Raw genomic sequence first — 24595 nt, forward strand, 5'->3', positions numbered from 1 at the left:
AGCCGCACCGCCACGGTGCATGCACAACCGAGAAGCACAACGATGAAGCAATTCCTGATCGCGCTCCTGGCCGCGCTGGCCGGCCTGGCGCAGGCGCACGAGGGCCACGGCCTGCCCGGCGCCTCGCACTGGCATGCCAGCGACACGCTGGGCTACGTGGTGCTGGCCGCCGTGGTGGTGGCGGCCTGGTGGAGCACGCGGCGCAAATGATCCCCGGCGAACTGCTCACCGACGAGGGCGCCGAGCTGGCGCTCAACCCCGGCCGCCGCACGCTGCGGCTGGTGGTGGAGAACGCGGGCGACCGGCCCATCCAGGTCGGCTCGCACTACCACTTCGCCGAGACCAACGGCGCGCTGCGCTTCGACCGCGAGGCCGCGCGCGGCATGCGGCTGAACATCGCTTCCGGCACGGCGGTGCGCTTCGAGCCGGGGCAGCAACGCACGGTGGAGCTGGTGGACTACGCCGGCACGCGCGAGGTCTGGGGCTTCAGGGGCCTCGTTCAAGGAAAGCTCTGAATGGCAACCCTCTCGCGGCGTGCCTACGCCGAAATGCTCGGCCCCACCGTGGGCGACCGGCTGCGCCTGGCCGACACCGAACTCCTCATCGAGGTCGAAAAGGATTTCACCCTGGCCGCCGGCGGCTACGGCGAGGAAGTGAAATTCGGCGGCGGCAAGACCGTGCGCGACGGCATGGGCCAGGGCCAGCGGCCCAACGGGCCGGGTGCCCAGGATGCCGTCGATTGCGTCATCACCAACGCGCTGATCGTGGACCACTGGGGCATCGTCAAGGCCGACATCGGCCTGCGCGGCAGCCGCATCGCCGCCATCGGCAAGGCCGGCAACCCGGACGTGCAGCCGGGCGTGGACATCGTCATCGGCCCGGGCACGGAGATCATCGCGGCCGAGGGAATGATCGTCACCGCCGGCGGCATCGACACGCACATCCACTGGATCTGCCCGCAGCAGATCGAGGAGGCGCTGAACTCCGGCGTCACCACCATGATCGGCGGCGGCACCGGCCCGGCCACCGGCACCTTCGCCACCACCTGCACGCCCGGGCCCGAGAACATCGCGCGCATGCTCCAGGCGGCCGAGGCCTTCCCCATGAACATCGGCTTCATGGGCAAGGGCAACGCCAGCCGGCCGCAGGCGCTGCGCCAGCAGATCGAGGCCGGCGCGCTGGGGCTGAAGCTGCACGAGGACTGGGGCACCACGCCGGCAGCCATCGACTGCTGCCTGTCGGTGGCGGAGGACACCGACACGCAGGTGGCGATCCACACCGACACGCTCAACGAGTCGGGCTTCGTGGAGGACACCATCGCCGCCTTCAAGGGCCGCACCATCCACACCTTCCACACCGAGGGCGCGGGCGGCGGGCATGCGCCGGACATCATGCGCGTGGTCGGTGAGGCCAACGTGCTGCCCTCGTCCACCAACCCGACGCGGCCGTACACGGTCAACACGCTGGACGAGCACCTGGACATGCTGATGGTGTGCCACCACCTGGACGCGTCCATCGCCGAGGACCTGGCCTTCGCCGAGAGCCGCATCCGGCGCGAGACCATCGCGGCGGAGGACGTGCTGCACGACCTGGGCGCGATCAGCATCTTCAGCTCCGACTCGCAGGCCATGGGCCGAGTCGGCGAGGTGGTCATCCGCTGCTGGCAGACGGCGCACAAGATGAAGGTGCAGCGCGGGCCGCTGCAGAGCGAGGGCGACGGGGCGCGCCACGACAACGGGCGCGTGAAGCGCTACATCGCCAAGTACACGATCAACCCGGCGCTGGCGCAGGGCATCGCGCACGAGGTGGGCTCGATCGAGGTGGGCAAGTGGGCGGACCTGGTGCTGTGGCGCCCGGCCTTCTTCGGCGTGAAGCCGAGCCTGGTGCTCAAGGGCGGCTTCATCGCCGCGGCGGCAATGGGCGACCCCAACGCCTCCATTCCCACGCCGCAGCCGGTGCACTACCGGCCGATGTTCGGCGCCTTCGGCGGGGCGCTGTCGGCGACCTCGCTGACCTTCGTGTCGCAGGCGGCGCTGGGCGGCGGGACGCTGGAGCGGTTGAGCCTGCGCAAGACGCTGTCGGCCGTGCGCGGCTGCCGCACCGTGAAGAAGGCCGACATGGTTCGCAACGCCTACACGCCGCGCATGGAGATCGACGCCCAGACCTACGAGGTGCGCGCCAACGGCCAGCTGCTCACCTGCGAGCCGGCCCAGGTGTTGCCGATGGCGCAGCGGTATTTTTTGTTCTGACGCGGACATTCGCCCGGCGGCGCGCCGCCGGGTTCAGCATCTCGCCATGGACACTCTCCTCCCCCCATTACCCCTCCTGCTGGCCTTCCTTGGCGCGAGCCTGGTGCTCGCGGTGACGCCGGGGCCGGCCGTGGTCTACATCCTCACGCGCACGCTGGCGCAGGGCCGCGCCAGCGGGCTGGCCTCGGTGGCGGGCGTGGCGCTCGGGAACCTGGGCAACGCCGCCGGCGCGGCGCTGGGGCTGGCGGCGCTGTTCGCCGTCTCGGCCGCGGCCTTCACGGTGGTGAAGTGGCTGGGCGCGCTGTACCTGATTTACCTGGGCCTGCGCATGTGGCGCCAGGGCGATGCCCCGGCCGACGCGCCGCGGCTGCGCGCGCAGAGCCATCGCCGCGTCTTCACCGACGGTTTCGTGGTCGCGCTGCTCAATCCGAAGACGGCGCTGTTCTTTGCCGCCTTCCTGCCGCAGTTCATGAACCCGCAGGGCGCGGTGCTGCCGCAGAGCCTGCTGCTGGGCGCGCTGTTCGTGGCGGTCGCCGCCAGCACCGACCTGCTCTACGTGCTGGGCGCCAGCGCGCTGGCGCCGCGGCTGCAGCGCGGCGTGAAGCAGGCGCGCTGGGGCCGGCGCGTGGCGGGCTCGTCCTTCATCGCGCTGGGGCTGCTGACGGCGCTGTCGGAGCGCCCGCGCGCCTGAGCCACGGCCCGTGAAACCCTGCCCGGCCGGCCGGTCGGCAGGGCCCCTGCATACTCCCCGCATGCTGACCGTCAACAAACTCCTCCCCCGTGGCCAAGCGCTGGCGTCCGCGCTGCGCCGCCGCGCCGCCACCGTCGTACTGGACTGGGACACCCGCCAGAAAAGCCGCTTCGAGGCCACCGACAGCCAGGGCCGCCAGCTCGGCGTGTTCCTGCCGCGCGGCAGCGTGGTGCGCGGCGGCGACGTGCTGGTGGCCGAGGACGGCTCGCTGGTGCTGGTGCAGGCCGCGCCGCAGCCGGTGCTGGAAGTGCGCGCCTTGAACGCCTTTGACCTGCTGCGCGCCGCCTACCACCTGGGCAACCGCCACGTGCCGCTGGAGCTGCAACCCGACCACCTGAAGCTGGAGCCCGACCACGTGCTGGCGCAGATGCTGCGCCAGATGGGGCTGCAGGTGGCCGAGGCCCAGGCCGCCTTCGAGCCCGAGTCCGGGGCCTACGCGGCCGGGGCCTACGCAGCCGGCGACCATGCGCATGCACATGGTCAGGAGCACAAGCATGAGCACGGGCCTGGTTGCGGGCACGACCATTCGCATGACCATGGCCTTGCGCATGCTCATGAGCACACCCATGGCGCGGGCTGCGGGCACGACCATGCGCACGATCACGGCCATGACCATGGGCATGAGCACGGCCCGGGCTGCAGCCACGACCATGCCCACGATCACGGCCACCAGCACGAGCACGCCCCGGCCGCGCAGCCCGCGCCCGCGCGCGGCAAGCCCATCGGCATCGCCGTGGCCGCCGCGCCGGTGCCGCATGTGCACGGCCCCGGCTGCGGGCACGACCACTGATGGCGCCGGGCGCGCTGCTGGAGCTGCTGTGGCTCGCGTCGCCGGCACTGCCGGTGGGCGGGTTCAGCTATTCCGAGGCGCTGGAGGCGGCGGTCGAGGCCGGGCTCGTCACCCATGAAGCCCAGGCCCGCGACTGGCTGCTGGACCAGCTGCAGCTGTCGCTGGCGCGCGCCGACCTGGCCGTGGTCGCGGCGGCGCATGCCGCCTGGGAGGCGGGTGACGAGCAGCGCATCCGTGCCCTCAACGACTGGGTGCAGCTCACGCGCGAGAGCAGCGAGCTGCGCCAGCAGTCCGAGCAGATGGGCCGCTCCATGCTGGAGTGGCTGCGCAACCAGTCCGAAGCGGCCGACGACCCGCGCCTGACGCTGCTGGGCCAGTTGAAACCGCCGACCTGGCCCGTGGCCTGGGCGCTGGGCGCCGTGCGCGGCGGCGCGGCGCTGGAGCCGGCCCTGCTGGCGCATGCCTTCGGCTGGGCCGAGAACCTGGTGCAGGCGGCGCTCAAGGCCGTGCCGCTGGGCCAGAGCGCCGGGCAGCGCATCCTGGCCGCGCTCGCCAGGGACATCCCCGCTGCCGTGGCACACGCGCTGAGCCTGGACGACGCCCGGCGCCAGGCCTTCACGCCGATGCTGGCCATCCTCTCGGCACGGCATGAAGCCCAGTACTCCCGACTTTTCCGCTCCTGAAGCTCAAGCGATGACCAAGCTGCATTCGATCCCCGGCCGCACCAAGAAGCTGCCACCCCTGCGCGTGGGCGTGGGCGGCCCGGTGGGCTCCGGCAAGACCACCCTGGTGGAGATGCTCTGCAAGACCATGCGCGAGCGCTGGGACCTGGTGGTGGTGACCAACGACATCTACACCAAGGAAGACCAGCGCCTGCTGACCGTGGCCGGCGCGCTGGACCCGGAGCGCATCATGGGCGTGGAAACCGGCGGCTGCCCGCACACGGCGATCCGCGAGGACGCGTCCATCAACCTCGAAGCCGTGGACCGGATGCTGGAGAAATTTCCGGACGCCGACGTCGTCTTCATCGAGTCCGGCGGCGACAACCTGGCCGCCACCTTCAGCCCCGAGCTGTCGGACCTGACGATCTACGTCATCGACGTGGCCGCAGGCGAGAAGATCCCGCGCAAGGGCGGCCCCGGCATCACCAAGAGCGACCTGTTCGTCATCAACAAGACCGACCTCGCGCCCCATGTCGGCGCCGACCTCTCGGTGATGGAGGCCGACACCCGGCGCATGCGCCCCAACAAGCCCTTCGTGATGAGCAACCTGCGCACGAAGGCCGGCCTGCAGGAAGTGGTGGACTTCATCGAGACGCGCGGGATGCTGCGCGCGGCCTGAGTGAACGGCAGTGACAACACCGCGCGCGTTGTCACTGCCGTATCCACGGGCCTCCGGGTGCGTCCAAGGGCACGCCGCCTGCTGACAGTAGCGGTCCCAATTCATGCAAGGAGCACCCATGGGCCTGTTGAACTTCGTGAAGGAAGCCGGCGAGAAGCTGTTCCACCGCGGCCAGGACAAGCCAGCCGCCGCTGCCCCCGCCGCAGCGCCGACCCAGGCCGACGTGGCCAAGCTCAACCAGGAAGCCGGCGACGCCATCGAGCGCTACGTGCAGCAGCTCGGCCTGCAGGTGCAGGGGCTGCAGGTGGCTTTCGACGGCGCCAGCTCCACCGCCACCGTCACCGGCCAGGCGCCGGACCAGGCGACCAAGGAGAAGGTGCTGCTGGCCGCCGGCAACGTGCAGGGCGTGGCGGGCGTGACGGACCAGATGACGGTGGCCGGCCAGGCCCAGGCCGCCGTCGGCACGGGCCAGGTGCAGGACGCGGCCCAGGCGCCGGCCCAGTTCCACACCGTGGCCTCGGGCGACACGCTCTCCAAGATTTCTGCCCAGTACTACGGCAACGCCAACGACTACATGCGCATCTTCGAGGCCAACAAGCCGATGCTGTCGGACCCGAACAAGATCTACCCGGGGCAGATGCTGCGGATTCCGCCGAAGCAGTAAGCCAGGCCCCAAAACGACGATGCCCGCTCAAGAGCGGGCATCTGTGCTTCGGCAGCGGGCGATTCGTCAGCTCACACCGGCACCAGCGAAATCACCGGGCGGCGCGGCGCGGCCGGCACAGGGGCGGCGGGCAGGTTCGTCACCGCGGCGATGCTGGTGGACGCGGCATGCTTAGCCAGCGCCTCGTCGAAAGTCTCCACCGCGCAGTCCTCGCAGCAGCCGCAGTTGCGGGCGATGCAGGTTTCGTCCTGCAGCGTCTCGAAGTCGCGGGTGCCGGTGCGCACCGCCTCGCGGATGTCGCGGTCGCTGATACGGTGGCAGAGGCAGACGATCATGGCGGCACTCACTGATGAAGTGGCGCCAGTATCTCAAATGAGAATGCTTCTCAGCAATTATTCCTTCCCGCGCACAAGGCTTTGCGTTGTCGCAACTTGGCGCCAGAAGCGGGAAGTTCCGGGCGGCGGCGGCACGACGGGGTGGGCGCCGCGGGCCGCCGCCCGGGTGGCGCCTCAGCTGCCGTGGTGGCCCATCTGCGACTGCAGGTAGTTCTGCTCGCCGACCTGGCCCACGAGGTCGATCTGGGTTTCGAGGTACTCGATGTGCTCCTCGGTGTCGTCGAGGATGTCGGTGAGCAGGTCGCGCGTGACGTAGTCGCGCACCGACTCGCAATGCTGAATGGCGTCACGCAGCACCACGGCCGAGGCGATTTCGAGCTTGAGGTCGCAGCTCAGCGTTTCGATGGCGTTCTCGCCGATGAGCAGCTTGCCCAGGTCCTGCAGGTTGGGCAGGCCTTCGAGCATGAGGATGCGGTCAATGATCTTGTCCGCATGCTTCATCTCCTCGATGGACTCGTCGTACTCGTGCTTGGCCATGCGCTCGAAGCCCCAGTGCTTGAGCATGCGGTAGTGCAGGAAGTACTGGTTGATGGCCGTGAGCTCGTTCTTGAGCTGGGCGTTGAGGAAGTCGATGACTTGCGGATCACCCTTCATGAAGCACTCCTTGTGCACTTGTTGTTGAGCGGGAAGGTAGGGATTGTGGGCCGGCGCCATTGGCCAGCGGCGCTTGCCCCTGGCAAGTTGCTCTGGACGCGACGCATTCGCAAGGCTCAGGCCTGGATCAAGCCCCAGCGCAGCGCCACCAGCGTCAGCTCGGACTGGTTGCTGGCGCCGAGCTTCTGCTTGACGTGGTAGAGGTGCGTGCCCACGGTGCTGGGCGAGAGCTTCAGGTCGGCGGCGATCTGCGCCACGCTGCGCCCGCGCGCAAGCTGGATGAAGACGGCGAATTCGCGCTCGCTGAGCAGGTCCACCGGATTGGCGTCGCCTTCGAGCTGCGCCAGCGCCAGCGCCTGCGCGGTGCGCGCGTCCACGTGGCGCTTGCCCTCGGCCACGGCGCGCACCGCGGCGACGAGCTCGTCGGGCGCGGCGCGCTTGGCCAGGTAGCCCAGCGCGCCGGCGCGCAGCACGCGCTGCGGATGCGCCGTGTCCTCATGCGCCGACAACACCAGGATGCGCGCGCGCGGGTCCTGCGCCACCAGCCGCCGCACCGCTTCGAGGCCGCCCATGCCCGGCATGGACAGGTCCATCAGCACCACGTCGGGGCGCAGCGAGGCGTAGAGCTGGCAGGCCTGCTCGCCGTCGCCGGCCTCGCCCGCCACTTCGATGCCGGCATCGGCCAGCAGCATGCGAAAACCCATGCGCACCAGCGCGTGGTCGTCCACCAGCAGCACCCGCGTCACGGCGCCTCCTTTCCAGTCCCGCGCGGCATCGGCATCACGGTGTCTCCTTGGTCGTTGTGCGGAGCGGCGGCATCGCCCTCCTGGTTCTGGTCTTCGTCCCGAGGCTGCAGCGGCAGCCCCACCTGCAGCTCCACGCCCTGCGGCGCGGCGGACTGCACGCTCATGCGGCCGCCCAGGCCGCCGACCCGCTCCTCCAGCCAGCGCAGGCCATGGTGGCCCGGCAATGCCTGCCATTGCGCGGGCAGCCCGCGGCCATCGTCGCGCAGCCGCAGCCGCAGCTCGCCGCCTTCGGCCCACAGCCGCAGCTCGATGCGCTGCGCCGCGCCATGGCGCAGCGCGTTGGTCAACCCTTCCTGCGCCGCGCGGTACAGCGCCAGCGCCGCGTCGGGCTGCAGCGCCGGCAGCGCCGCCGGCAGCTGCAGCGAGAGCTGCAGGTCCGGGTGGGCGCGGCGGGTGCGCTCGGCCAGGTCCTGCAGCGCGGCGCTCAGGCCCATGCTGTCCAGCACCAGCGGCGCCAGCCGCGGGATGAGGCCGTGCATGGCGTCGTACAGGCGCGAGGACTCGTCGGCAATGAGCTGCGCCGCCTGGCGAGATTCGGCGTCGTCCACGCGCCGCGCCACCGCCAGCGCCAGGCTGCGGATGGCGGTGACGGACTGCCCCAGCTCGTCGTGCAGCTCGCGCGCGATGCTGCGGCGCTCCTGCTCGATGTGCTGGTCGAGCCAGTGCGTGAGCTCGCGGCTGTCCAGCAGGCGGCGCTCGGCCAGCACGGCGCGCTTCTCGGTGTCGATGTGCGCGCGCAGCTGCCCGACCATGCGGTTGAAGGCAGCACCGATGGCGGCGGCCTCACGGCCGGGCAGCGGCGGCAAGCGCACGTCGAAGCGGCCCGACTCCAGCTCGCCCAGCGCCCGCACGATGCGCCCGAAGGGCCGCACCGCGCGCCCGACCAGCCAAAACACCAGCACGTTGACCAGCACCAGCAGCGCCAGTGCGCTGGTGGTGAAGCGGATCAGCTCGTCCCAGGCGTCCAGCGCGGCACGCGAGGCGTTGGAGGTGACCTCCAGCCGCCCCCCGGGGAATTCGAAGGCCTGCATCAGCGGCTCGGGCGCGATGTAGCGCTGGAACCAGTCCGGCGCGTCGCGCCCGGCCTTGTAGGGCGACGGCGGCGAGGTGTAGAGCAGCTGCCCCTGCGCGTTGGTGAGCGTGACGTCGTTGGAGCGGATGCGCCCCACCCCGTTGAGGAAGCCCAACACCCCCGAGGTGCCCTGCGAGGCGGCCAGCCAGGTCATGCGGTTGAGCAGCTGCGTCGCCACCCGGTTGGCCGCCACCACCTCCTCCTTGACCGAGTCGCGCAGGTTGTTGACTTTCAATACCAGCAGCCAGGCCACGAACAGCACGGTCAGCAATCCAACCAGGCCGTTGACCTGGGCGCGCAGGCCCCGGGCGCGGCGCGGCGGCGCGGCGGCGGCCGGTGCCGCGTTGTCCGGCGTCGGCTTCCCGGGCTGCGTCGGCGCACTCATTCCAGCTCTCCGAAGTCGCCTCGCGCGGCGTAGGCGTCCAGCGCCCGCTGCAGCGCGTCCTGCAGCAGCGGGTGCGCCGGGTCATGGCCGACGCCGGGCAGCAGCTCCAGCTCCGCCCAGGGCACGACGGCCTGCAGGGCCTGCGCCCCCAGCGGCGGGCACACCGCGTCCTGCGCACCGTGCAGCAGCCGGACCGGCACCTGCGGCAGCGCGGCGCAGCGCTCCAGCAGCGGCGGCGACTGCAACCCGCAGCCCTGGCGCAGGTAATGCGCCTGCACGCGGTAGCGGTCCACCAGCGCGGCCAGCGCCTCGCCGGACGGCGCCGGGGCATCCTCGGGCTGGCCGCTGCGGTGGCGCTCCCAGCCCCACCAGCGCAGCGCCAGCGCCCGGGCCGGCTCCTCGTCCAGCTCCGGCAGCGTGGGCCAGCCCCGGGCCAGCGCCTGCGGGGCTCCACTGAAGAAGCCCTGGATGTCCGACTCGCGCGCCAGGAAGGTGTTGCGCAGCAGCAGCGCGCTGACGGCCTCGGGCTGGTCCAGCGCATGCGCCAGCGCCAGCGTCGCACCCCAGGAGCCGCCCACCACCAGCCAGCGCTCGATGCCCAGCCGCCGGCGCAGCAGCCACAGGTCGTCCAGCAGCTTGGCAGTGGTGTTGTTGGCGATCTCGCCGCGCGGCGTGCTCTGGCCCGCGCCGCGCTGGTCCGGGCAGATCAGCCGGTAGCGCTCCAGGTCGAAACCGCGGCGCAGCAGCGGGCTGCAGCCCGAGCCCGGGCCGCCATGCAGCAGCAGCGCGGGCAGGCCGTCGGCGCGGCCCCATTCCTCCACATGCAGCACATGGCCGCCGCCTACGGGCAGTGCGTGGGTGTGCAGTGGGAAGTCGTACGGCTCGGTCACGCGCGCATGGTAGCCACCGCCCGGGTCTCCCCTGCGCCAAGGCGCAGATTCATGAAATTCATGAGGTGCGATTCCAGAGCGCGGGCCTGTGGCGCGGCGGCGCGCGGCGCGACCATGGCGCCTGGAACGACGTTCCCGTGGACGCCCCAAGGCGCCGCGCCCACCAAAAAGGAGACTTCACATGCAATGGACGACCCCTGCCGCCACCGATCTGCGTTTCGGCTTCGAAATCACGATGTACGTGGCGGCCCGCTGATCCGCTGACAGCGCCTAGCCGGGGCGGCACGGTGCAAGCCGTGCCGCCCCGCGCACATCCAGATCACGGGATTCACGGGACGCCATGCGCATCACCATCCTGGGCTCCGCCGCGGGCGGGGGCTTTCCGCAGTGGAACTGCAACTGCCGCAACTGCGCCGGGCTGCGCGCCGGCACGCTGCGCGCCAAGGCGCGCACGCAGTCTTCCATCTTCATCCAGCCCGACGCGGGCGGCGACGGGCTGCTGCTCAACGCCTCGCCTGACGTCCTCCAGCAGATCAAGGCCACGCCGGCCCTGCAGCCGGGCCGCGCGCTGCGCGACAGCGCCATCGCTGCGGTACTGCTGATCGACGGCCAGATCGACCACGCCACGGGCCTGTTCATGCTGCGCGAGCGCACCGGCCCCCTGCCGCTGTGGTGCACCGACGCCGTGGCGCAGGACCTCAGCGAGGGCAACCCGATCCTGCGCGTGCTCACGCACTACTGCGGCGTGGACCGGCACCGCATCCGGCCCGACGGCAGCACTTTCGAGATCCCGGGCCTGGCGCCGCTGCAGTTCCGCGCCATCGCGCTGTCCAGCAAGGCCGCGCCCTACTCGCCGCACCGCGACGCGCCGGAGCCGGGCGACAACATCGGCCTGTCGGTGACCGACCCGCGCAGCGGCCGCACCCTGTTCTACGCGCCGGGCCTGGGCGAGATCGACGCCGCCGTCTTCGACGCCATGCACCAGGCCGACGCCGTGATGGTGGACGGCACCTTCTGGACCGACGACGAGATGCAGCGCCTGGGCCTAAGCCGCAAGACCGCGCGCGACATCGGCCACCTGGCCCAGAGCGGCCCGGGCGGCATGATCGAGTGGCTCGGCCAGCTGCCCGCGACCACGCGCCGCCTGCTCATCCACATCAACAACACCAATCCCATCCTCGACGAGGACTCGCCCGAGCGCGCCGCGCTCACCCAGGCGGGCATCACCGTGTGCGAGGACGGCATGACCCTGGAGCTGTGACCATGCGAGCCGACATCCTGTATCAAGCCGCCCCCGCCTACGACGAGCGCCCGGCCTGGAGCCGCGAGGAGTTCGAAGCGAAGCTGCGCGAGCGCGGCCGCAGCTATCACATCCACCACCCGTTCAACGTCATGCTCAACACGGGCAAGGCCACGCCCGAGCAGGTGCGCGGCTGGGTGGCGAACCGCTTCTATTACCAGATCGCGATCCCGGTGAAGGACGCCTCGATCATGGCCAACTGCCCGGACCGCGACATCCGCCGCGGCTGGGTGCAGCGCATCCTGGACCACGACGGGTTCGAGATCGGCGGCATCAAGGACCCGGGCGGCATTGAGGCGTGGCTGCGCCTGGCGGAAGCCGTGGGCCTGGCGCGCGAGGAGGTGCTGGACCTGCGCCACGTCATCCCGGCACTGCGCTTCGCGGTGGACGCCTACATCAACTTCGCGCGCAAGGCGCCGTGGCAGGAGGCGGTGTGCTCCTCGCTGACGGAGCTGTTCGCGCCCGAGATCCACAAGCAGCGCCTGGCGACCTGGCCGCAGCACTACGGCTGGATCGAGCCCGAGGGGCTGGGCTACTTCCGCAACCGCGTCAGCCAGGCGCGGCGCGACGTGGAACAGGGCCTGGCCGTGACGCTGGACCACTTCAACACCCGCGCGCTGCAGGAGCGGGCGCTGGAGATCCTGCAGTTCAAGCTCGACATCCTGTGGGCCATGAACGACGCCATGGCGCAGCGCTACGGGGTCAATGCATGAACGTCGCGCCCACGCTGGAGACCACGCCGCGCATCGGCCGCGGCTTCAGGCTGCAGTGGGAAGCGGTGCAGGACTGCTTCGTCCTGCTCTACCCGGAAGGGATGGTGAAACTCAACCAGAGCGGCGGCGAGATCCTGAAGCGCTGCGACGGCAGCCGCAGCGTGGCGCAGATCGTGGAAGAGCTGGAAGCGGCCTTCAACGCCCAGGGCCTGCAGGGCGACGTGCTGGCCTTCATGGACATCGCCGGCCGCCAGCGCTGGCTGGAGTGGGACGCCTGATGAACGCGCCGACCTCCATCGCCGCGGCCGTCGCCCCGCGCCCCGGCCCGCCGCTGTGGCTGCTGGCGGAGGTCACCTACCGCTGCCCGCTGCACTGCGTGTTTTGCTACAACCCGGTCGATTTCGCCCGGCACGAGCAGGAGCTCTCCACCGCCGACTGGCTGCGCGTGCTGCGCGAGGGGCGCGAGCTCGGCGCCGTGCAGTGCGGCTTCTCCGGCGGCGAGCCCCTGCTGCGCGACGACCTGGAAGAGCTCGTGGCCGAGGCGCACCGCCTGGGCTACTACACCAACCTGCTCACGTCCGGCGTGGGCCTGACGCCGCAGCGCGCCAGGGCGCTCAAGGAGGCGGGGCTGGACCACGTCCAGCTCTCGTTCCAGGACTCGACCAAGGAAGTCAACGACTTCCTCTCCCACACCAAGACCTTCGAGCTGAAGCGCCGCGTCGCCGCGCTGATCAAGGAACAGGGCTGGCCGATGGTGATGAACGTGGTGCTGCACCGCCTCAACATCGACCACATCGACCCGATCATCGCCCTGGCCGACGAGCTGGGCGCCGAGTACGTGGAGCTGGCCAACACCCAGTACTACTCCTGGGCCTTCCTCAACCGCGAGCAGCTGCTGCCCACGCGCGAGCAACTGCAGCGCGCCGAGGCCGTCACCGACGCCTGGCGCGCCAAGCTGGGCGAGCGCATGAAGCTGTTCTTCGTGGCACCGGACTACCACGAGGGCCGGGCCAAGAAGTGCGTCAACGGCTGGGGAAACATGTTCATCACCGTCACGCCCGACGGCGACGTGCTGCCCTGCCACACGGCCAAGATGCTGCCGGGCCTGAGCTTCCCCAACGTGCGCGAGAGTTCGCTGCGCGCCGCCTGGTACGACTCCAAGGGCTTCAACCGCTACCGCGGCACCGGCTGGATGAAGGAACCCTGCGCCAGCTGCGAGCACAAGGAGCAGGACCTGGGCGGCTGCCGCTGCCAGGCCTACCTGATCGCCCGGGACGCCGAGGCCGCCGACCCGGTGTGCGCCAAGAGCCCGCACCACCACCTCGTGCAGGAGGCGGTGCAGCGGGTCGAGAGCGGCGCCGCCGCGCCGGTACGCGAGCAGCCGCTGGTGTTCCGCGATCCGGGGAATTCGCGGCGGCTGAGTGAGGCGCTCAAGGGCTGAATGCCGGCCGACGGCTTGATTGGTCAGGAAGACCGAGCAATGTGGTCACTGCATGGGGCCACTTTCCAGTCTTTCTGGACAATCGAGCGCTCTGCCTCATCTAGCACCCAAGAAAAATGCCCGCTGGCGCGGGCATCGTCATTTCCAGGATTGAGGCCGGCGTTGAGCGGCCGGCCTCGGTCGCGCTTCAGCGCAGCGTCACCGTCGCCTGCAGCGCCCGCACCGCGCCGGCACCGACGGCGGCGCCGAAGCGCTTGACCAGGCGCTCGGCCACGTTCTCTTTGGGCGTGTAGTCGATCACCTCCTCGGCCTTCACCACCTCGCGCGCGACGTGGTCGAGGTTGCCGAAGCTGTCCGCCAAGCCCTGCCGCACGGCGTCCTCGCCGTTCCAGAACAGGCCCGAGAAGGTCTGCGGCGTCTCCTTCAGCCGCTCGCCGCGGCCTTCCTTGACGACCTTGATGAACTGCTGGTGGATCTCGTCGATCATGGCCTGCGCGTAGGCGCGCTGCTGCGGGTTCTGCGGCGAGAACGGATCGAGCATGCCCTTGTTCTCGCCCGCGGTGAGCAGCCGCCGCTCGATGCCGAGCTTGTCCATCAGCCCGGTGAAGCCGAAGCCGTCCATGAGCACGCCGATGGAGCCGACCAGGCTGGCCTTGTCCACGAAGATCTCGTCGGCCGCCACGGCGATGTAGTAGGCGCCGGAGGCGCACATCTCCTCCACCACGGCATAGACCGGCTTCTTGTGGATCACCTTGAGGCGGCGGATCTCGTCATTGACGATGCCGGCCTGCACCGGCGAGCCGCCGGGGCTGTTGATGCGCAGCACCACGGCGCGCGCGCCGCTGTCCTCGAAGGCCGTGCGCAGCGCGGCGACGATGTCCTCGGCGTTGGCCTCGGAGTCCACGGCGATCTCGCCGCGCACCTCGATCAGCGCGGTGTGCGGGCCGCTGGGCGCGGTCACATGGGTGCGCTGCACCAGCAGCGCCCAGGCCACGGCCAGGAACAGGCCCAGCCAGGCCAGGCGGAAGAAGATGCGCCAGCGCCGCTCGCTGCGGCGTTCGCGCACGAACTCGCGCGCCACCTGCTCCATCACGGCTTCGTAGCTCGCGCGCGGCGGCTCATCGCGCCGGGGCATGGGCGTGGCGTCCGGCACATCGCCGGGCCGGGCTTCGTCGTTCATGGTGGGGAACTTTCAGCAGAAGGTTCAGCCGGCGCGGGCGGCCGGATGTCGGCGCAAGGATACCAATACACCTCTGCGCCCCGTTCCTCGACGCGCAGCGGCTTGAGCCGCCCGCGCCCGCAGGGGCCGCCCGCGCAGCGGCCCGTGGCCGGCTCGTAGGCCGCACCGTGGATCGAGCAAAGAATCCATTCCCGGTCCGCGTCCAGGAACTCGCCCGGCTGCCAGTCCATCTCGACCGGCACATGGGCGCAGCGGTTGATGTAGGCCACCACCCGCCCCTCGAAGCGCAGCGCGAAGGCGCGCGCGGGCTGGCCCCACAGCAGCACGTCGAACACCAGCGCGCGGCCCTTCTCGGCCAGCTCCTCGCCGGCGCACAGGCGCAGCGCCTGGGTAGCGGTGGCCGGCGTCAGATCAGGCATGGTCCTGCAGCCACTGGTGCAGCTCGGCCGTGGAGTGCAGGACCGCCAGCGGCGCATAGGGCCCGAAGGCTTCGTGCGCATGCGCGCCGTAGCTCACGGCCAGGCTGGGCGTGCCGGCATTGAGGGCCAGCTGCAAGTCGTGCGTGGTGTCGCCGATCATCAGCGTGCGCTCCGCGTCGGCGCCGAACTCGCGCATCAGCTCCAGCAGCATGCGCGGATCGGGTTTGGAGGCCGTCTCGTCAGCGGTGCGGGTGCCGTCGAAGATCCCCGCCAGCTGCGAATGCGCCAGCGCCTCGTCCAGCCCGCGGCGCGCCTTGCCGGTGGCCACGGCCAGCCAGTGGTGCCGGGCTTTCAACATCTGCAGCATCTCCAGCGTGCCCTTGAACAGGCTAAATTCATGCTGCCGCGCGAAGTAGTGATGCCGGTAGCGCTGCGCCAGCTCGGGGTAGTGGGCGGCTGGCAGCCCCGGCACGGCCTGGCGCAGCGCGTCCTGCAGGCCCAGGCCGATGACGAAGGCCGCGGCCTCGTCGGAGGGCACCGGCGCGTGCAGGTCGGCGCAGGCGTCCTGGATGCAGCGCACGATCAGCGCGGTGGAGTCGAACAGCGTGCCGTCCCAGTCGAAGACGATGAGGTCGAAGCGTCGGGGCAGAGTCATGAAAGGTGTGTAAAGCAGGGATCGGGCCGCGGCGGCGCGGCCCGGGGACAGTCACAGGTGTTCCAGCAGCCGGGCGCAGTCCTCGGGCAGCGGGGCTTCGAGCTCGATGCGCTGCCCGGTGGCCGGGTGGTCGAAGGCCAGGCGCCGCGCGTGCAGGAACATGCGCTCGAAGCGCAGCCCGGGCACCTGCTCGCCGCGCGCCAGGGCGCGGTTCAGGGCGAAGTCGCCGTACTTGTCGTCGCCGGCGATGGGGCAGCCCTCGTTGGCCAGGTGCACGCGGATCTGGTGCGTGCGCCCGGTCTTGATGGTCACGTCCAGCAGGGTGAACTTCTCGAAGCGCTGCACCACGCGCACCAGCGAGATGGAGCGGCGTCCGTCGGCATGGTCGGCGGCCACGGCGCGCACGCGGCGCTCGCCGGCGGCGTCCAGGTACTTGTGAAGCGCCACGTCGATGACCTTCTTGTTCTCGGGCCAGGCCCCGGTCACCAGCGCGGCGTAGGTCTTGCCGGTGTCGCGGGCGCGGAACTGGTCCTGCAGCGAGGTCAGCGCGCTTCGCTTCTTGGCGATGAGCAGCAGGCCGGAGGTTTCCTTGTCGAGGCGGTGCACCAGCTCCAGGAATTTCGCCTGCGGGCGCGCGCGGCGCAGTTGCTCGATCACGCCGAAGCTCACGCCGGAGCCACCGTGCACGGCCACGCCGGCGGGCTTGTCGATCACCAGCAGGTGCTCGTCCTCGTACAGCAGCGGGAACTCGCGCGCGGGCACCGGCGGCGCGGCCGTGGGCGCGGGCAGGCGCACCGGCGGCACGCGCACCTCGTCGCCGATTTCGAGCCGGGTGTCGGCGCTGGCGCGGCCCTTGTTGATGCGCACCTCGCCGGAGCGGATGACGCGATAGACGTGCGTCTTGGGCACGCCCTTGAGCACGCGCAACAGGAAATTGTCCAGGCGCTGGCCCTGCGAACCCTCGTCCACCGTGAGGCGCTGCACGGCCGGCGCGGGCGCGGCGACCGGGGTCTTGACAAGCGGCTGCGCCGCGTCGGAATTGGCGCCTATAATGCGTCGGCCCATGTGTGTTGTAAGTGCTTGATTTTCCAGAGTTTAGCGGCACGGCAACATGCACCGGCTGCGCGCAAGCGCAAAACCCGGTGATGCAACGCGGTCGCCCGGCGGCGGGCCCGGTCCCCAAGTGACCCGGCAGTCGGCCCAGCGCAGCGGAAGAGACACCGTAGAAGAAGCCCCCCTGTTGCAGGGACCGAACAAGGTTTTCAAGGGCGCGAGGCTGCTATCGGCCTCGCCCCAGCGTCCAGTGACCGTGCGCAAGTTGCCGCCGACTCCCCTCAAACTGCCCGCCCAGCGACCCCGGCATGCCGGCGTGGTCGCCGCCGGCATGCCTGCCGCCAGCGGCGACGGGCCACGGAGCAGCGTCTTCAGTGCTTGTATTGCTGTGTCGCGTGCAGCCTCGCTGCCGTGCCGAGCATTGGCTTGACGGCGGCCCCGGGCGATTCCTGACCGACGCTTCTTCCACGTTCTCTCGTGCATCGGACAGCCGCCTGTGGAGGACACGGGCGGCGCCAGAGAGAGGCGGCCTCGCGAGGCCGCAGGAGTGCACATGAAGCGCATGCTGATCAATGCCACGCAGCCCGAAGAGCGGCGGCTGGCCATCGTCGACGGCCAGAAACTGCTCGACTTCGAAACCGAGATCGAAGGGCGCGAGCAGCGCAAGGGCAACATCTACAAGGCCGTCGTCACCCGCGTCGAACCTTCGCTGGAGGCCTGCTTCGTCGATTACGGCGAGGACCGCCACGGCTTTCTGCCCTTCAAGGAAATCTCGCGCCAGTACTTCAAGGAAGGCGCCGAGGTCAAGAACGCGAGGATCAGCGACGTCATCCGCGAGGGCCAGGAGCTGCTGGTGCAGGTGGAAAAGGAAGAGCGCGGCAACAAGGGCGCGGCGCTGACCACCTTCATCAGCCTGGCCGGGCGCTACCTGGTGCTCATGCCCAACAACCCGCGCGGCGGCGGCGTGAGCCGGCGCATCGAGGGCGAGGACCGCGAAGAGCTCAAGGAGGCGATGGATCAGCTCGAATACCCCAAGGGGATGAGCCTGATCGCCCGCACCGCCGGCATCGGCCGCTCCGCGGCCGAGCTGCAGTGGGACCTCAACTACATGCTCAAGCTCTGGAGCGCCGTGGACGGCGCCGCCCAGGCCGGCAAGGGCGCCTTCCTGATCTACCAGGAGAGCTCGCTCGTCATTCGCGCCATCCGCGACTACTTCACCTCGGACGTCGGCGAGATCCTGATCGACACCGACGACATCTTCGAGCAGGCCCAGCAGTTCATGAACCACGTGATGCCCGAGATGGCACCGCGTGTGAAGCGCTACCGCGATGACGCGCCGCTGTTCAGCCGCTTCCAGATCGAGCACCAGATCGAGACGGCCTTCGCCCGCACGGTGAACCTGCCCTCGGGCGGCGCCATCGTCATCGACCACACCGAGGCGCTGGTGTCCATCGACGTCAACTCCGCGCGCGCCACGCGCGGCGGCGACATCGAGGAGACCGCCAGCCGCACCAACCTCGAAGCCGCCGACGAGATCGCGCGCCAGATGCGGCTGCGCGACCTGGGCGGCCTGATCGTGGTGGACTTCATCGACATGGAGGAGTCCAAGAACCGCCGCGAGGTCGAACAGCGCCTGCGCGACGCGCTGCGCCAGGACCGTGCCCGCGTGCAGTTCAGCTCAATCTCCAAGTTCGGCCTGCTGGAGCTCTCGCGCCAGCGCCTGCGCCCGGCCCTGAGCGAGGGCAGCCACATCACCTGCCCGCGCTGCAACGGCACGGGCCACATCCGCGACACCGAGTCCTCCGCGCTGCAGATCCTGCGCATGGTCCAGGAGGAGTCGATGAAGGAGAACACCGCCGCCGTGCACGTGCAGGTGCCGGTGGAGGTGACGAGCTTCCTGCTCAACGAGAAGCGCACCGAGATCACCAAGATCGAGCTCAAGCAGCGCGTGACGGTGCTGCTGGTGCCCAACAAGCACCTGGAGACGCCCAACTACAAGCTGGAGCGGCTGCGCCACGACGATCCGCGCCTGGAGAACCTGCAGGCCAGCTACACGATGATCGAGGAGCCCGACGACGAGGTCGGGATCACGCGCCGCGAGAAGACCAAGCCCAAGCAGGAGCCTGTGATCAAGGGCATCCTGCCCGAGACGCCCGCCCCTGTCGCGCCGCCCAAGCCGGCCCCCGCGCCCGCCCCGGTGGTAGCGCCGGCCCCGGCCCCCGCGCCGGTGGCAGCGCCGGCCGCGCAGCCCGCGGGCGGCGGCTTCTTCGGCTGGGTCAAGCGCCTGTTCGGCGTGGAGGCCGCCGCGCCGGTACCGGCGGCTGCCGTTGCCACGCCGATCGTGGCCGCGCCGCAGGATGGCTTCCCCTTCCCCGAGGCCCGCGACAGCCGCCGCCGCGAGCGCGGCGAGCGTTCGGAGCGTGGTGAGCGTGGTGAGCGCGGCGAGCGCAACGGCCGCCGCGACGGTGGCCGCGGCCGCTACGAGGAACGCCGCAACGGCGAAGCGCGCGAGAGCCGCGGTGGCGAAGGCCGCGAAGCCCGCCACGGCGAGCGTGAGCGTGGCCGCCGCGCCGAGCCCTTCGAGGCCTTCAACGGCTACGAGGAGCGTGCCGAGCGTGCGCCGCGCGCCGAGCGCAGCGAGCGCGCGGAACGGGGTGAGCGCCATGAGCGCGCCGAGCGGCCGGAGCGCACGGAGCGTCCCGAACGTGCCGACCGTGCGGAGCGCGCCGACCGGGGTGAGCGCCTGGAACGGGCCGAGCGCAGCGAGCGGGCGGAACGTCCTGAGCGCGCGGAGCGTCCCGAGCGTGCCGAGCGCCCGGAACGCGTCGAGCGGGCGGACCGGGCCGAGCGCCTGGAGCGCGCCGAACGCCCGGAACGCGAGGAGCGCAGCGAGCGTGCGGAGCGCGGTGAGCGCTTCGAGCGGGCCGAGCGTCCGGAACGTGAGGAGCGTGCCGAGCGCCGCGCCCCGCGTGCCGAGCCGGTGCGTCCGCAGCCCCCGCTGGAAGAGCCGGCCGTCGAGACCGAGCTGACGGCGGGCACGCCGGAGCTGCCGGTCGCCGAGGAGCTGGACCTGGACGCCCAGGCCGAGCAGGGCCGTCGCCGTCGCCGCCGCCGTGGTGGCCGGGATCGCGACGAGCTGCGTCCCGAAGGCGAAGGCGCCGACGCCGTGGCTGAAGCCGTGGCCGCCGAAGGTGCCGAGGTGACGGGCGACACCGCCGTCGCCGAGCCGGTGGAAGCCGAGAAGGCCGAGGCGCTGGAAGCCGTGCCGGCCGCGGAGGAAACCGGCGAGGCCGACACCCGCCGCCGTCGCCGTCCGCGCCGCGAGCGCGAGCCGGCCCTCGAAGCCGTCGCCGCACCTGAAGGGGTCGTGTCCGCGCCGACGGAGGCGGCCGAAACCGCCGCGCCGGTGACGGAAGCCGCTGCCGAGGAAGCACCGCAACCCGTGGCCGAGGCTCCGGTGCAGGCCGAGCAGCCCGTGGAGGCCGCCGAGGCGGCTCCGGTGGTCGAGGAGCCCGCGGCGCAGCCCGTGGCCGAGCCGGCCCCGGCACGCTTCGAGCTGCCCTTGGGCGATCTGCAGGCGCTGGCCGAGTCGGCCGGGCTGCAGTGGGTGCACTCCGACACCGACAAGGTGCGCGCCGCCCAGGAGGCCATTGCCGCCGAGCCCAAGCCGGTGCACGTGCCGCGCGTGATCAAGCCGGTGGTGCTGGTGGACGAAGGCCCGCTGGTGCTGGTGGAGACGCGCAAGGACCTCACGCAGGTGCGCTTGCCCTTCGAGGTCGAAGCGGTGCAGTGACGCGAAGCCCTGTGCCGTGCCGCGGCGCAGGGCTGGACCCGACGGACCGACAACGACACGCCGCCGGAGGCTCGCCCCGGCGGCGTTTTCACATCCGGCCGGCGCCGCTTGCGCCCGGTTGAGCGGCCGCCGGCTCGGGCCCTGCGCGCCGCTCCGGCAGCGACGCCGACCGAGGCACGGGTGCTCAGCCCTCCACCGCCCGCGCCGCGGAAGGCACAAACTCTCCGGTGGGAGCTCGCCGCCCGAAGCCCTTCGTCTGCGTGCGGATCGGCGAGGTCGCGCGGCGGGGCTGTGCACTGGAGACACGAAAGGGGCGGCCCGTGAACACTGAACCTGCAGGCCATCAGGTGTCCGGCGGCGGTTGGGAAGACGTGCCGGCCCCTCCGGACGCCGCCGTCCCGGCACTGGATGAGGACGGGTATTTCGAAGCGCTGTTCCCGCACATCGAGGAAGGGCGGGTCATCCCCGTGATCGGCGCGGACCTGGTCAGCGTGACCTATCGGGGCCGCACGGTCCCGCTGATGCAGGCGGTCGCCGAACGGCTCCTGCAGCACTACGGCAGGCAACCGGCCCCCGGGACACCCCAGGCGGGCGCGACAGGCGTCGTGCTGCGTCCCGGGCACGCGCTCAACGACGCCGTGTGCGCCGTGCTCGACGACCGCCGCCGCGATCCCTACGCGACGGTGCAGCGTGCGCTCAACGAGATCGTGCAGCACTGCGCCGAGCCTCTGCCCGCGCCGCTGCTCGATCTCGCGACCGTGGACGCGTTCCGGCTGTTCGTCACCACCACGCCCGATGAGCTCCTCGTCCGTGCCATTGACCAAGTGCGGCACGGCGGGGCGCCGAAGACGCGCGAGATCCTGCACGTCCCGAACCTGCCCACCGACGAGTTCCGTGACCTCGCGGAAGCCGATCTCGCGTCGTCGCAGCTCACTGCCGTGCTCTACCTGTTCGGCAAGGCGCGCAGCGCACAGCTCTATGCCATCCACGACGAGGACACGCTCGAATACGTGCACAACCTGCAGTCGCACGGCAGCAACGTGCCGGAGCGCTTCATCGGCAAGCTGCGCACGCATGACCTGCTGCTCATCGGCTGCTGCTTTCCGGACTGGCTGACACGCTTCTTTCTGCGCCTGTCGAACCAGAGCCGGCTGGGCGACGACCGGCGTCCCAAGCGCGAGTTCCTGGTCGGCGACTTCTGCGATCCGGCCGACGGGCTCATCGTTTTCCTGGAGCGCTTCAGCCGGCAGACCAGCGTGTTCCGTGGCAGCCCGCAGCGCTTCGTGGCCGAGCTGGCACGGCGCTGGCGCGCGCGCCATCCACCCGCGGCCGGCGGCCTCGCCGCCACGGCGGTGGCGACGCACGCGGCGCCGCAGACGCAGGACACCTTCTTCATCAGCTACACCCGTGCCGATTTCACCGCGGCCCAGACCCTGCAAAAAGAGCTGCGCGCCCTGGGTATCGACGCCGTCTGGTTCGATCACACGGCACTGCGGCCGGGTCATGACTGGGCCGGCGAGATCGCCGCAGCCATCAGGCGCTGCTACATCTTCCTGCCGCTCATCTCGGCCCAGACCGAGGCCCGTGATCGAGGCTACTTCCGCGAGGAATGGACGCAGGCCGCCGAGCAGGCCCGCCAGATCGAAGGCCGGCCGTTCATCGTGCCGCTGGTGATCGACGCGGACTATGCCGGCAACGCCGACGCCTACCAGCTGGTGCCGCCAGCCTTCCTGCGCAAGCACTTCGGGCACGCGCCGCAGGGCCGGCCCAGCGAGGCCTTGCGCGAGCGGCTGGTGGAGCTCATTCGCGACTACCGGCTGCGGAGGCAGGCATGAGCAGCGTCGTCGAAGCCCAGGCCCACGGCGACATCGACGCGCAGAACCCCTGGCCGGGGCTCAACGCGTTCGACGAGAAGGCCGCGCGCTTCTTCAACGGCCGCAACGCCGAGAGCGCCGAGCTGGCGCGTCTGGTGAGCCAAGCCCCGCTGACCGTGCTGTACGGCAAGTCGGGCCTGGGCAAGACCTCGCTGCTCCAGGCCGGGCTGTTCCCGCGGCTGCGGGCGCAGGGCTGCTTCCCGGTCTATGTCCGCCTCGCGGTGCATGCGCGTGAAGGCGAGCTGATCGAGCAGATCGCCGCCGCGCTCTTCCGCGAAACCCGCCAGCATGACATCGATGTCACCCCGCGCGGCCTCAAGGTCTCGCTGTGGGAGCGGCTGCACCAGCGCCGCTTCGCACTGTGGAGCCCCACCAACCAGCCGCTGGTGCCGCTCTTCGTCATCGACCAGTTCGAGGAGGTCTTCACGCTGGGCGCGGCCAATGCGCCAAGGATCAAGCAACTGCGTATCGACCTGGCCGACCTGGTCGAGAACCGCATCCCCGCCGCCACCGTGCGCGCCATCGAGGCCGACCCGGCGCTGCAGGCGGACCTGGACCTGCGACACCAGCGCTACAGGGTCCTGCTCAGCTTTCGCGAGGACTTCCTGCCCCAGGTCGAAGCCTGGCGGCGCGACATGCCCTCGCTGATGCGCAACGGCCTGTGGCTCACCGCCATGACCGCGGAACAGGCCTTCGAGGCGGTGTTCGCGACCGGATCGGCGGCGCGCCTGGTGGACGAGAACACCGCGCGCGAGATCGTGAAGTTCGTGGGCCGGATACAAACCGCCGACGCACAGGCCCATTTCCAGGTCCCCGATCCGGCCACCATGAATCCGCTGGAGCCGGCGCTGGCCCGCCACGAGATTGAGCCGGCACTGCTGAGCCTCGTGTGCGCCGAGCTCAACAAGCGCCGCCTCCAGGCCACGCCACCCCGAGCGGCCATCGACACCCACCTGTTGCAAGGCACCGGCGCGTCCATCATCGCGGACTTCTACCGGCGCCAGGTCGCCGCCATGCCGGAGGCCACGCAGCGCTTCATCGAAGAGGAGTTGCTGACCGAGGGCGGCTACCGCAACAGCTTTCCCGTCGATGAGGCGCTCAAGCACGGCGCGCTGAGCCAGGAGCTGCTGCAGCGGCTGGTGGACGGCCGCGTGCTGCGCATCGAGCATCAGCTCGGCACGGCGCGCGTCGAACTCACGCACGACCGCCTGACCGACGTGGTGCGGCTGGAGCGCGAGCAGCGGCGCCAGCGCGACCGCCGCGCGCGCCAGAGCCGGACGATGCGATGGACCGTGGCCGGCGGCGCGGCGGCGGCGGCACTGCTGCTGTTCGCGGCCTTCACGCTGGTGGCGCGCAATGCCTCGGAAAGCCAGCGCCGGCGCGTGGAGGCGCTGCTGGTCCAGGTCCAGCAGGAGCGTGACGAGGCCAATCGCCTGCGCCAGCTGGCCGAGTCACGCCAGAACGAGGTCGAGCAGGCCCAGCGCTGGGCCCAACGGCAGCAGCTCGTGGTTGGCAAGCTGCTGGAGCCGGTGCGCCCGGCGGTGCTGCGCGTCGAGGCTCAGGGCATCGCGACGGGCTTCTTCGTCACCGCCGGGGGCCTCGCGGTCACGGTCGCACATGTGATCGGCAACGCGCCGGAGTCCAGCCTGCGTGTGGTCGATGCCCAGAATCGTCCCTTCCCGGTCCGGCTGGTGCGTGTGGATCGCGAGCGCGATCTGGCACTCCTGCAGGTTCAAGGCGCCGCGCCCCACCCCTGTCTGCACCTGAGCGACCGCCCCCCGAGGGCGGGCGCCGCGGTAGCGGTGCTGAGCATCGAGGGCCAGCAGCGCTGGAGCACGGCGACGGGGAGCGTCACCGCCGTGGACGTATCCCTTGGAAAACTCGCGGGCATCCCCCCGAGCCAGGATCTGATCGAAGTCGATCTGAACGCCAGCCCGGGCTTCAGCGGCGCACCGGTGGTCGAGGCCTCATCGCAGCGCGTCATCGGCATCGGCGCCTATGGCATGGGCGGCAGCGCATCGAGGCACTTCCTGATCCCGGCCTCGCGCGTCCAGGCCACGTTCGGGCGCGAGCTGGGAGGGGGCTGCGGGGGCCCCTGAAGGACACCCCTTTCAAGGTGCGTTGATCAGTCAAGGCGACCGCGGGCCAGAACACGCGCTGTGGCGACATGGCGCGAGGCTTCGCGGTGGCTGACGTAGTCCTTCTTAACCGCGGGCTTGGCCGCGCGGCG

Annotated in this window: 25 protein-coding genes; 16 read left to right on the plus strand and 9 right to left on the minus strand. The window is 70.9% G+C overall.

Going from position 1 to position 24595, the window contains the following annotated elements; genetic code table 11:
• Positions 1-42 precede the first annotated feature (42 nt).
• The 8 genes from HHL10_RS26050 to lysM all read left to right on the plus strand — a co-directional run bounded on the left by HHL10_RS26050 (position 43) and on the right by lysM (position 5795).
• A complete protein-coding gene (locus HHL10_RS26050) occupies positions 43-210 on the plus strand; it encodes a hypothetical protein (protein ID WP_169163336.1) in 168 nt (55 codons plus the stop codon).
• Positions 207-515, plus strand: coding sequence for an urease subunit beta (locus HHL10_RS26055; RefSeq protein WP_169163337.1), 309 nt, complete (start codon positions 207-209; stop codon positions 513-515). Before HHL10_RS26050 ends, HHL10_RS26055 begins: the two co-directional genes overlap by 4 nt.
• Positions 516-2249, plus strand: a complete 1734-nt coding sequence (gene ureC / locus HHL10_RS26060; protein WP_169163338.1) for an urease subunit alpha — start codon at positions 516-518, stop codon at positions 2247-2249.
• A 46-nt stretch (positions 2250-2295) separates the two neighbouring features.
• On the plus strand, positions 2296-2940 hold the full coding sequence (locus HHL10_RS26065) for a LysE family translocator (RefSeq protein ID WP_169163339.1): 645 nt from the start codon (positions 2296-2298) through the stop codon (positions 2938-2940).
• 61 nt (positions 2941-3001) lie between these two features.
• The gene (gene ureE, locus HHL10_RS26070) at positions 3002-3790 is read left to right on the plus strand and encodes an urease accessory protein UreE (RefSeq protein WP_169163340.1); all 789 of its coding nucleotides are present in this window, start codon (positions 3002-3004) and stop codon (positions 3788-3790) included.
• Entirely contained in the window at positions 3790-4473 is a 684-nt protein-coding gene (locus HHL10_RS26075; protein ID WP_169163341.1) for an urease accessory protein UreF, read from the plus strand. Before ureE ends, HHL10_RS26075 begins: the two co-directional genes overlap by 1 nt.
• A gap of 10 nt (positions 4474-4483) precedes the next feature.
• Positions 4484-5131: an urease accessory protein UreG gene (gene ureG / locus HHL10_RS26080; RefSeq protein ID WP_169163342.1), complete on the plus strand. Its 648-nt coding sequence runs from the start codon at positions 4484-4486 to the stop codon at positions 5129-5131.
• 118 nt (positions 5132-5249) lie between these two features.
• Positions 5250-5795, plus strand: coding sequence for a peptidoglycan-binding protein LysM (gene lysM / locus HHL10_RS26085; protein ID WP_169163343.1), 546 nt, complete (start codon positions 5250-5252; stop codon positions 5793-5795).
• Between the two features lie 71 nt (positions 5796-5866).
• On the opposite strand, the gene HHL10_RS26090 is transcribed toward lysM, so the two are convergent.
• From HHL10_RS26090 to HHL10_RS26110, 5 genes are all read right to left on the minus strand, one after another.
• Entirely contained in the window at positions 5867-6130 is a 264-nt protein-coding gene (locus HHL10_RS26090) for a (2Fe-2S)-binding protein (protein ID WP_169163344.1), read from the minus strand.
• Positions 6131-6304: 174 nt separating this feature from the next.
• Complete coding sequence (gene bfr / locus HHL10_RS26095) at positions 6305-6784, minus strand: bacterioferritin (RefSeq protein ID WP_169163345.1); 480 nt, start codon at positions 6782-6784, stop codon at positions 6305-6307.
• 116 nt (positions 6785-6900) lie between these two features.
• A complete protein-coding gene (locus tag HHL10_RS26100) occupies positions 6901-7530 on the minus strand; it encodes a response regulator (RefSeq protein WP_169163346.1) in 630 nt (209 codons plus the stop codon).
• On the minus strand, positions 7527-9047 hold the full coding sequence (locus HHL10_RS26105) for a HAMP domain-containing protein (RefSeq protein WP_169163347.1): 1521 nt from the start codon (positions 9045-9047) through the stop codon (positions 7527-7529). The genes HHL10_RS26100 and HHL10_RS26105 overlap by 4 nt, the downstream gene beginning before the upstream one ends.
• Positions 9044-9937 (minus strand): alpha/beta fold hydrolase, encoded by an 894-nt coding sequence (locus tag HHL10_RS26110; RefSeq protein WP_310734678.1) that lies wholly within the window; start codon positions 9935-9937, stop codon positions 9044-9046. The genes HHL10_RS26105 and HHL10_RS26110 overlap by 4 nt, the downstream gene beginning before the upstream one ends.
• A gap of 181 nt (positions 9938-10118) precedes the next feature.
• Here HHL10_RS26110 and pqqA point away from each other — a divergent pair, with 181 nt between their 5' ends.
• The 5 genes from pqqA (at position 10119) to pqqE (ending at position 13391) form a co-directional block, all read left to right on the plus strand.
• The gene (gene pqqA / locus HHL10_RS26115; protein WP_144290218.1) at positions 10119-10193 is read left to right on the plus strand and encodes a pyrroloquinoline quinone precursor peptide PqqA; all 75 of its coding nucleotides are present in this window, start codon (positions 10119-10121) and stop codon (positions 10191-10193) included.
• Between the two features lie 84 nt (positions 10194-10277).
• Positions 10278-11198 (plus strand): pyrroloquinoline quinone biosynthesis protein PqqB, encoded by a 921-nt coding sequence (pqqB, locus tag HHL10_RS26120; RefSeq protein ID WP_169163348.1) that lies wholly within the window; start codon positions 10278-10280, stop codon positions 11196-11198.
• A 2-nt stretch (positions 11199-11200) separates the two neighbouring features.
• Positions 11201-11950: a pyrroloquinoline-quinone synthase PqqC gene (pqqC, locus tag HHL10_RS26125; protein WP_169163349.1), complete on the plus strand. Its 750-nt coding sequence runs from the start codon at positions 11201-11203 to the stop codon at positions 11948-11950.
• The gene (gene pqqD, locus HHL10_RS26130) at positions 11947-12228 is read left to right on the plus strand and encodes a pyrroloquinoline quinone biosynthesis peptide chaperone PqqD (protein ID WP_169163350.1); all 282 of its coding nucleotides are present in this window, start codon (positions 11947-11949) and stop codon (positions 12226-12228) included. Before pqqC ends, pqqD begins: the two co-directional genes overlap by 4 nt.
• On the plus strand, positions 12228-13391 hold the full coding sequence (gene pqqE, locus HHL10_RS26135; RefSeq protein ID WP_169163351.1) for a pyrroloquinoline quinone biosynthesis protein PqqE: 1164 nt from the start codon (positions 12228-12230) through the stop codon (positions 13389-13391). The genes pqqD and pqqE overlap by 1 nt, the downstream gene beginning before the upstream one ends.
• Before the next feature lie 187 nt (positions 13392-13578).
• Here the strand turns inward: pqqE and HHL10_RS26140 are convergent, their stop codons facing one another.
• The 4 genes from HHL10_RS26140 to HHL10_RS26155 all read right to left on the minus strand — a co-directional run bounded on the left by HHL10_RS26140 (position 13579) and on the right by HHL10_RS26155 (position 16710).
• Complete coding sequence (locus tag HHL10_RS26140; RefSeq protein WP_375138984.1) at positions 13579-14481, minus strand: S49 family peptidase; 903 nt, start codon at positions 14479-14481, stop codon at positions 13579-13581.
• Between the two features lie 86 nt (positions 14482-14567).
• Positions 14568-14990: a Rieske (2Fe-2S) protein gene (locus tag HHL10_RS26145; RefSeq protein ID WP_169163353.1), complete on the minus strand. Its 423-nt coding sequence runs from the start codon at positions 14988-14990 to the stop codon at positions 14568-14570.
• Positions 14983-15645: an HAD family hydrolase gene (locus tag HHL10_RS26150; protein ID WP_169163354.1), complete on the minus strand. Its 663-nt coding sequence runs from the start codon at positions 15643-15645 to the stop codon at positions 14983-14985. Before HHL10_RS26150 ends, HHL10_RS26145 begins: the two co-directional genes overlap by 8 nt.
• 51 nt (positions 15646-15696) lie before the next feature.
• Complete coding sequence (locus HHL10_RS26155; protein ID WP_169163355.1) at positions 15697-16710, minus strand: RluA family pseudouridine synthase; 1014 nt, start codon at positions 16708-16710, stop codon at positions 15697-15699.
• Positions 16711-17251: 541 nt separating this feature from the next.
• Between HHL10_RS26155 and HHL10_RS26160 the strand changes: the two genes are divergently transcribed.
• The 3 genes from HHL10_RS26160 to HHL10_RS26170 all read left to right on the plus strand — a co-directional run bounded on the left by HHL10_RS26160 (position 17252) and on the right by HHL10_RS26170 (position 24464).
• Entirely contained in the window at positions 17252-20491 is a 3240-nt protein-coding gene (locus HHL10_RS26160; RefSeq protein ID WP_169163356.1) for an Rne/Rng family ribonuclease, read from the plus strand.
• 260 nt (positions 20492-20751) lie between these two features.
• A complete protein-coding gene (locus HHL10_RS26165; protein WP_169163357.1) occupies positions 20752-22326 on the plus strand; it encodes a toll/interleukin-1 receptor domain-containing protein in 1575 nt (524 codons plus the stop codon).
• Positions 22323-24464, plus strand: a complete 2142-nt coding sequence (locus HHL10_RS26170; protein WP_169163358.1) for a S1 family peptidase — start codon at positions 22323-22325, stop codon at positions 24462-24464. Before HHL10_RS26165 ends, HHL10_RS26170 begins: the two co-directional genes overlap by 4 nt.
• The last annotated feature ends 131 nt before the right edge of the window (positions 24465-24595 follow it).

Origin of the sequence: Azohydromonas caseinilytica (genome assembly GCF_012927045.1) — a bacterium.
Classification (GTDB): Bacteria; Pseudomonadota; Gammaproteobacteria; order Burkholderiales; family Burkholderiaceae_C; genus Azohydromonas; species Azohydromonas caseinilytica.

Coding starts and splice junctions, on each gene's coding strand:
- HHL10_RS26050 (WP_169163336.1), top strand. CDS start 43: ATGAAGCAATTCCTGATCGCGCTCCTGGCCGCGCTGGCCGGCCTGGCG.
- HHL10_RS26055 (WP_169163337.1), top strand. CDS start 207: ATGATCCCCGGCGAACTGCTCACCGACGAGGGCGCCGAGCTGGCGCTC.
- ureC (WP_169163338.1), top strand. CDS start 516: ATGGCAACCCTCTCGCGGCGTGCCTACGCCGAAATGCTCGGCCCCACC.
- HHL10_RS26065 (WP_169163339.1), top strand. CDS start 2,296: ATGGACACTCTCCTCCCCCCATTACCCCTCCTGCTGGCCTTCCTTGGC.
- ureE (WP_169163340.1), top strand. CDS start 3,002: ATGCTGACCGTCAACAAACTCCTCCCCCGTGGCCAAGCGCTGGCGTCC.
- HHL10_RS26075 (WP_169163341.1), top strand. CDS start 3,790: ATGGCGCCGGGCGCGCTGCTGGAGCTGCTGTGGCTCGCGTCGCCGGCA.
- ureG (WP_169163342.1), top strand. CDS start 4,484: ATGACCAAGCTGCATTCGATCCCCGGCCGCACCAAGAAGCTGCCACCC.
- lysM (WP_169163343.1), top strand. CDS start 5,250: ATGGGCCTGTTGAACTTCGTGAAGGAAGCCGGCGAGAAGCTGTTCCAC.
- HHL10_RS26090 (WP_169163344.1), bottom strand. CDS start 6,130: ATGATCGTCTGCCTCTGCCACCGTATCAGCGACCGCGACATCCGCGAG.
- bfr (WP_169163345.1), bottom strand. CDS start 6,784: ATGAAGGGTGATCCGCAAGTCATCGACTTCCTCAACGCCCAGCTCAAG.
- HHL10_RS26105 (WP_169163347.1), bottom strand. CDS start 9,047: ATGAGTGCGCCGACGCAGCCCGGGAAGCCGACGCCGGACAACGCGGCA.
- pqqB (WP_169163348.1), top strand. CDS start 10,278: ATGCGCATCACCATCCTGGGCTCCGCCGCGGGCGGGGGCTTTCCGCAG.
- pqqC (WP_169163349.1), top strand. CDS start 11,201: ATGCGAGCCGACATCCTGTATCAAGCCGCCCCCGCCTACGACGAGCGC.
- pqqD (WP_169163350.1), top strand. CDS start 11,947: ATGAACGTCGCGCCCACGCTGGAGACCACGCCGCGCATCGGCCGCGGC.
- pqqE (WP_169163351.1), top strand. CDS start 12,228: ATGAACGCGCCGACCTCCATCGCCGCGGCCGTCGCCCCGCGCCCCGGC.
- HHL10_RS26140 (WP_375138984.1), bottom strand. CDS start 14,481: ATGGAGCAGGTGGCGCGCGAGTTCGTGCGCGAACGCCGCAGCGAGCGG.
- HHL10_RS26145 (WP_169163353.1), bottom strand. CDS start 14,990: ATGCCTGATCTGACGCCGGCCACCGCTACCCAGGCGCTGCGCCTGTGC.
- HHL10_RS26150 (WP_169163354.1), bottom strand. CDS start 15,645: ATGACTCTGCCCCGACGCTTCGACCTCATCGTCTTCGACTGGGACGGC.
- HHL10_RS26155 (WP_169163355.1), bottom strand. CDS start 16,710: ATGGGCCGACGCATTATAGGCGCCAATTCCGACGCGGCGCAGCCGCTT.
- HHL10_RS26160 (WP_169163356.1), top strand. CDS start 17,252: ATGAAGCGCATGCTGATCAATGCCACGCAGCCCGAAGAGCGGCGGCTG.
- HHL10_RS26170 (WP_169163358.1), top strand. CDS start 22,323: ATGAGCAGCGTCGTCGAAGCCCAGGCCCACGGCGACATCGACGCGCAG.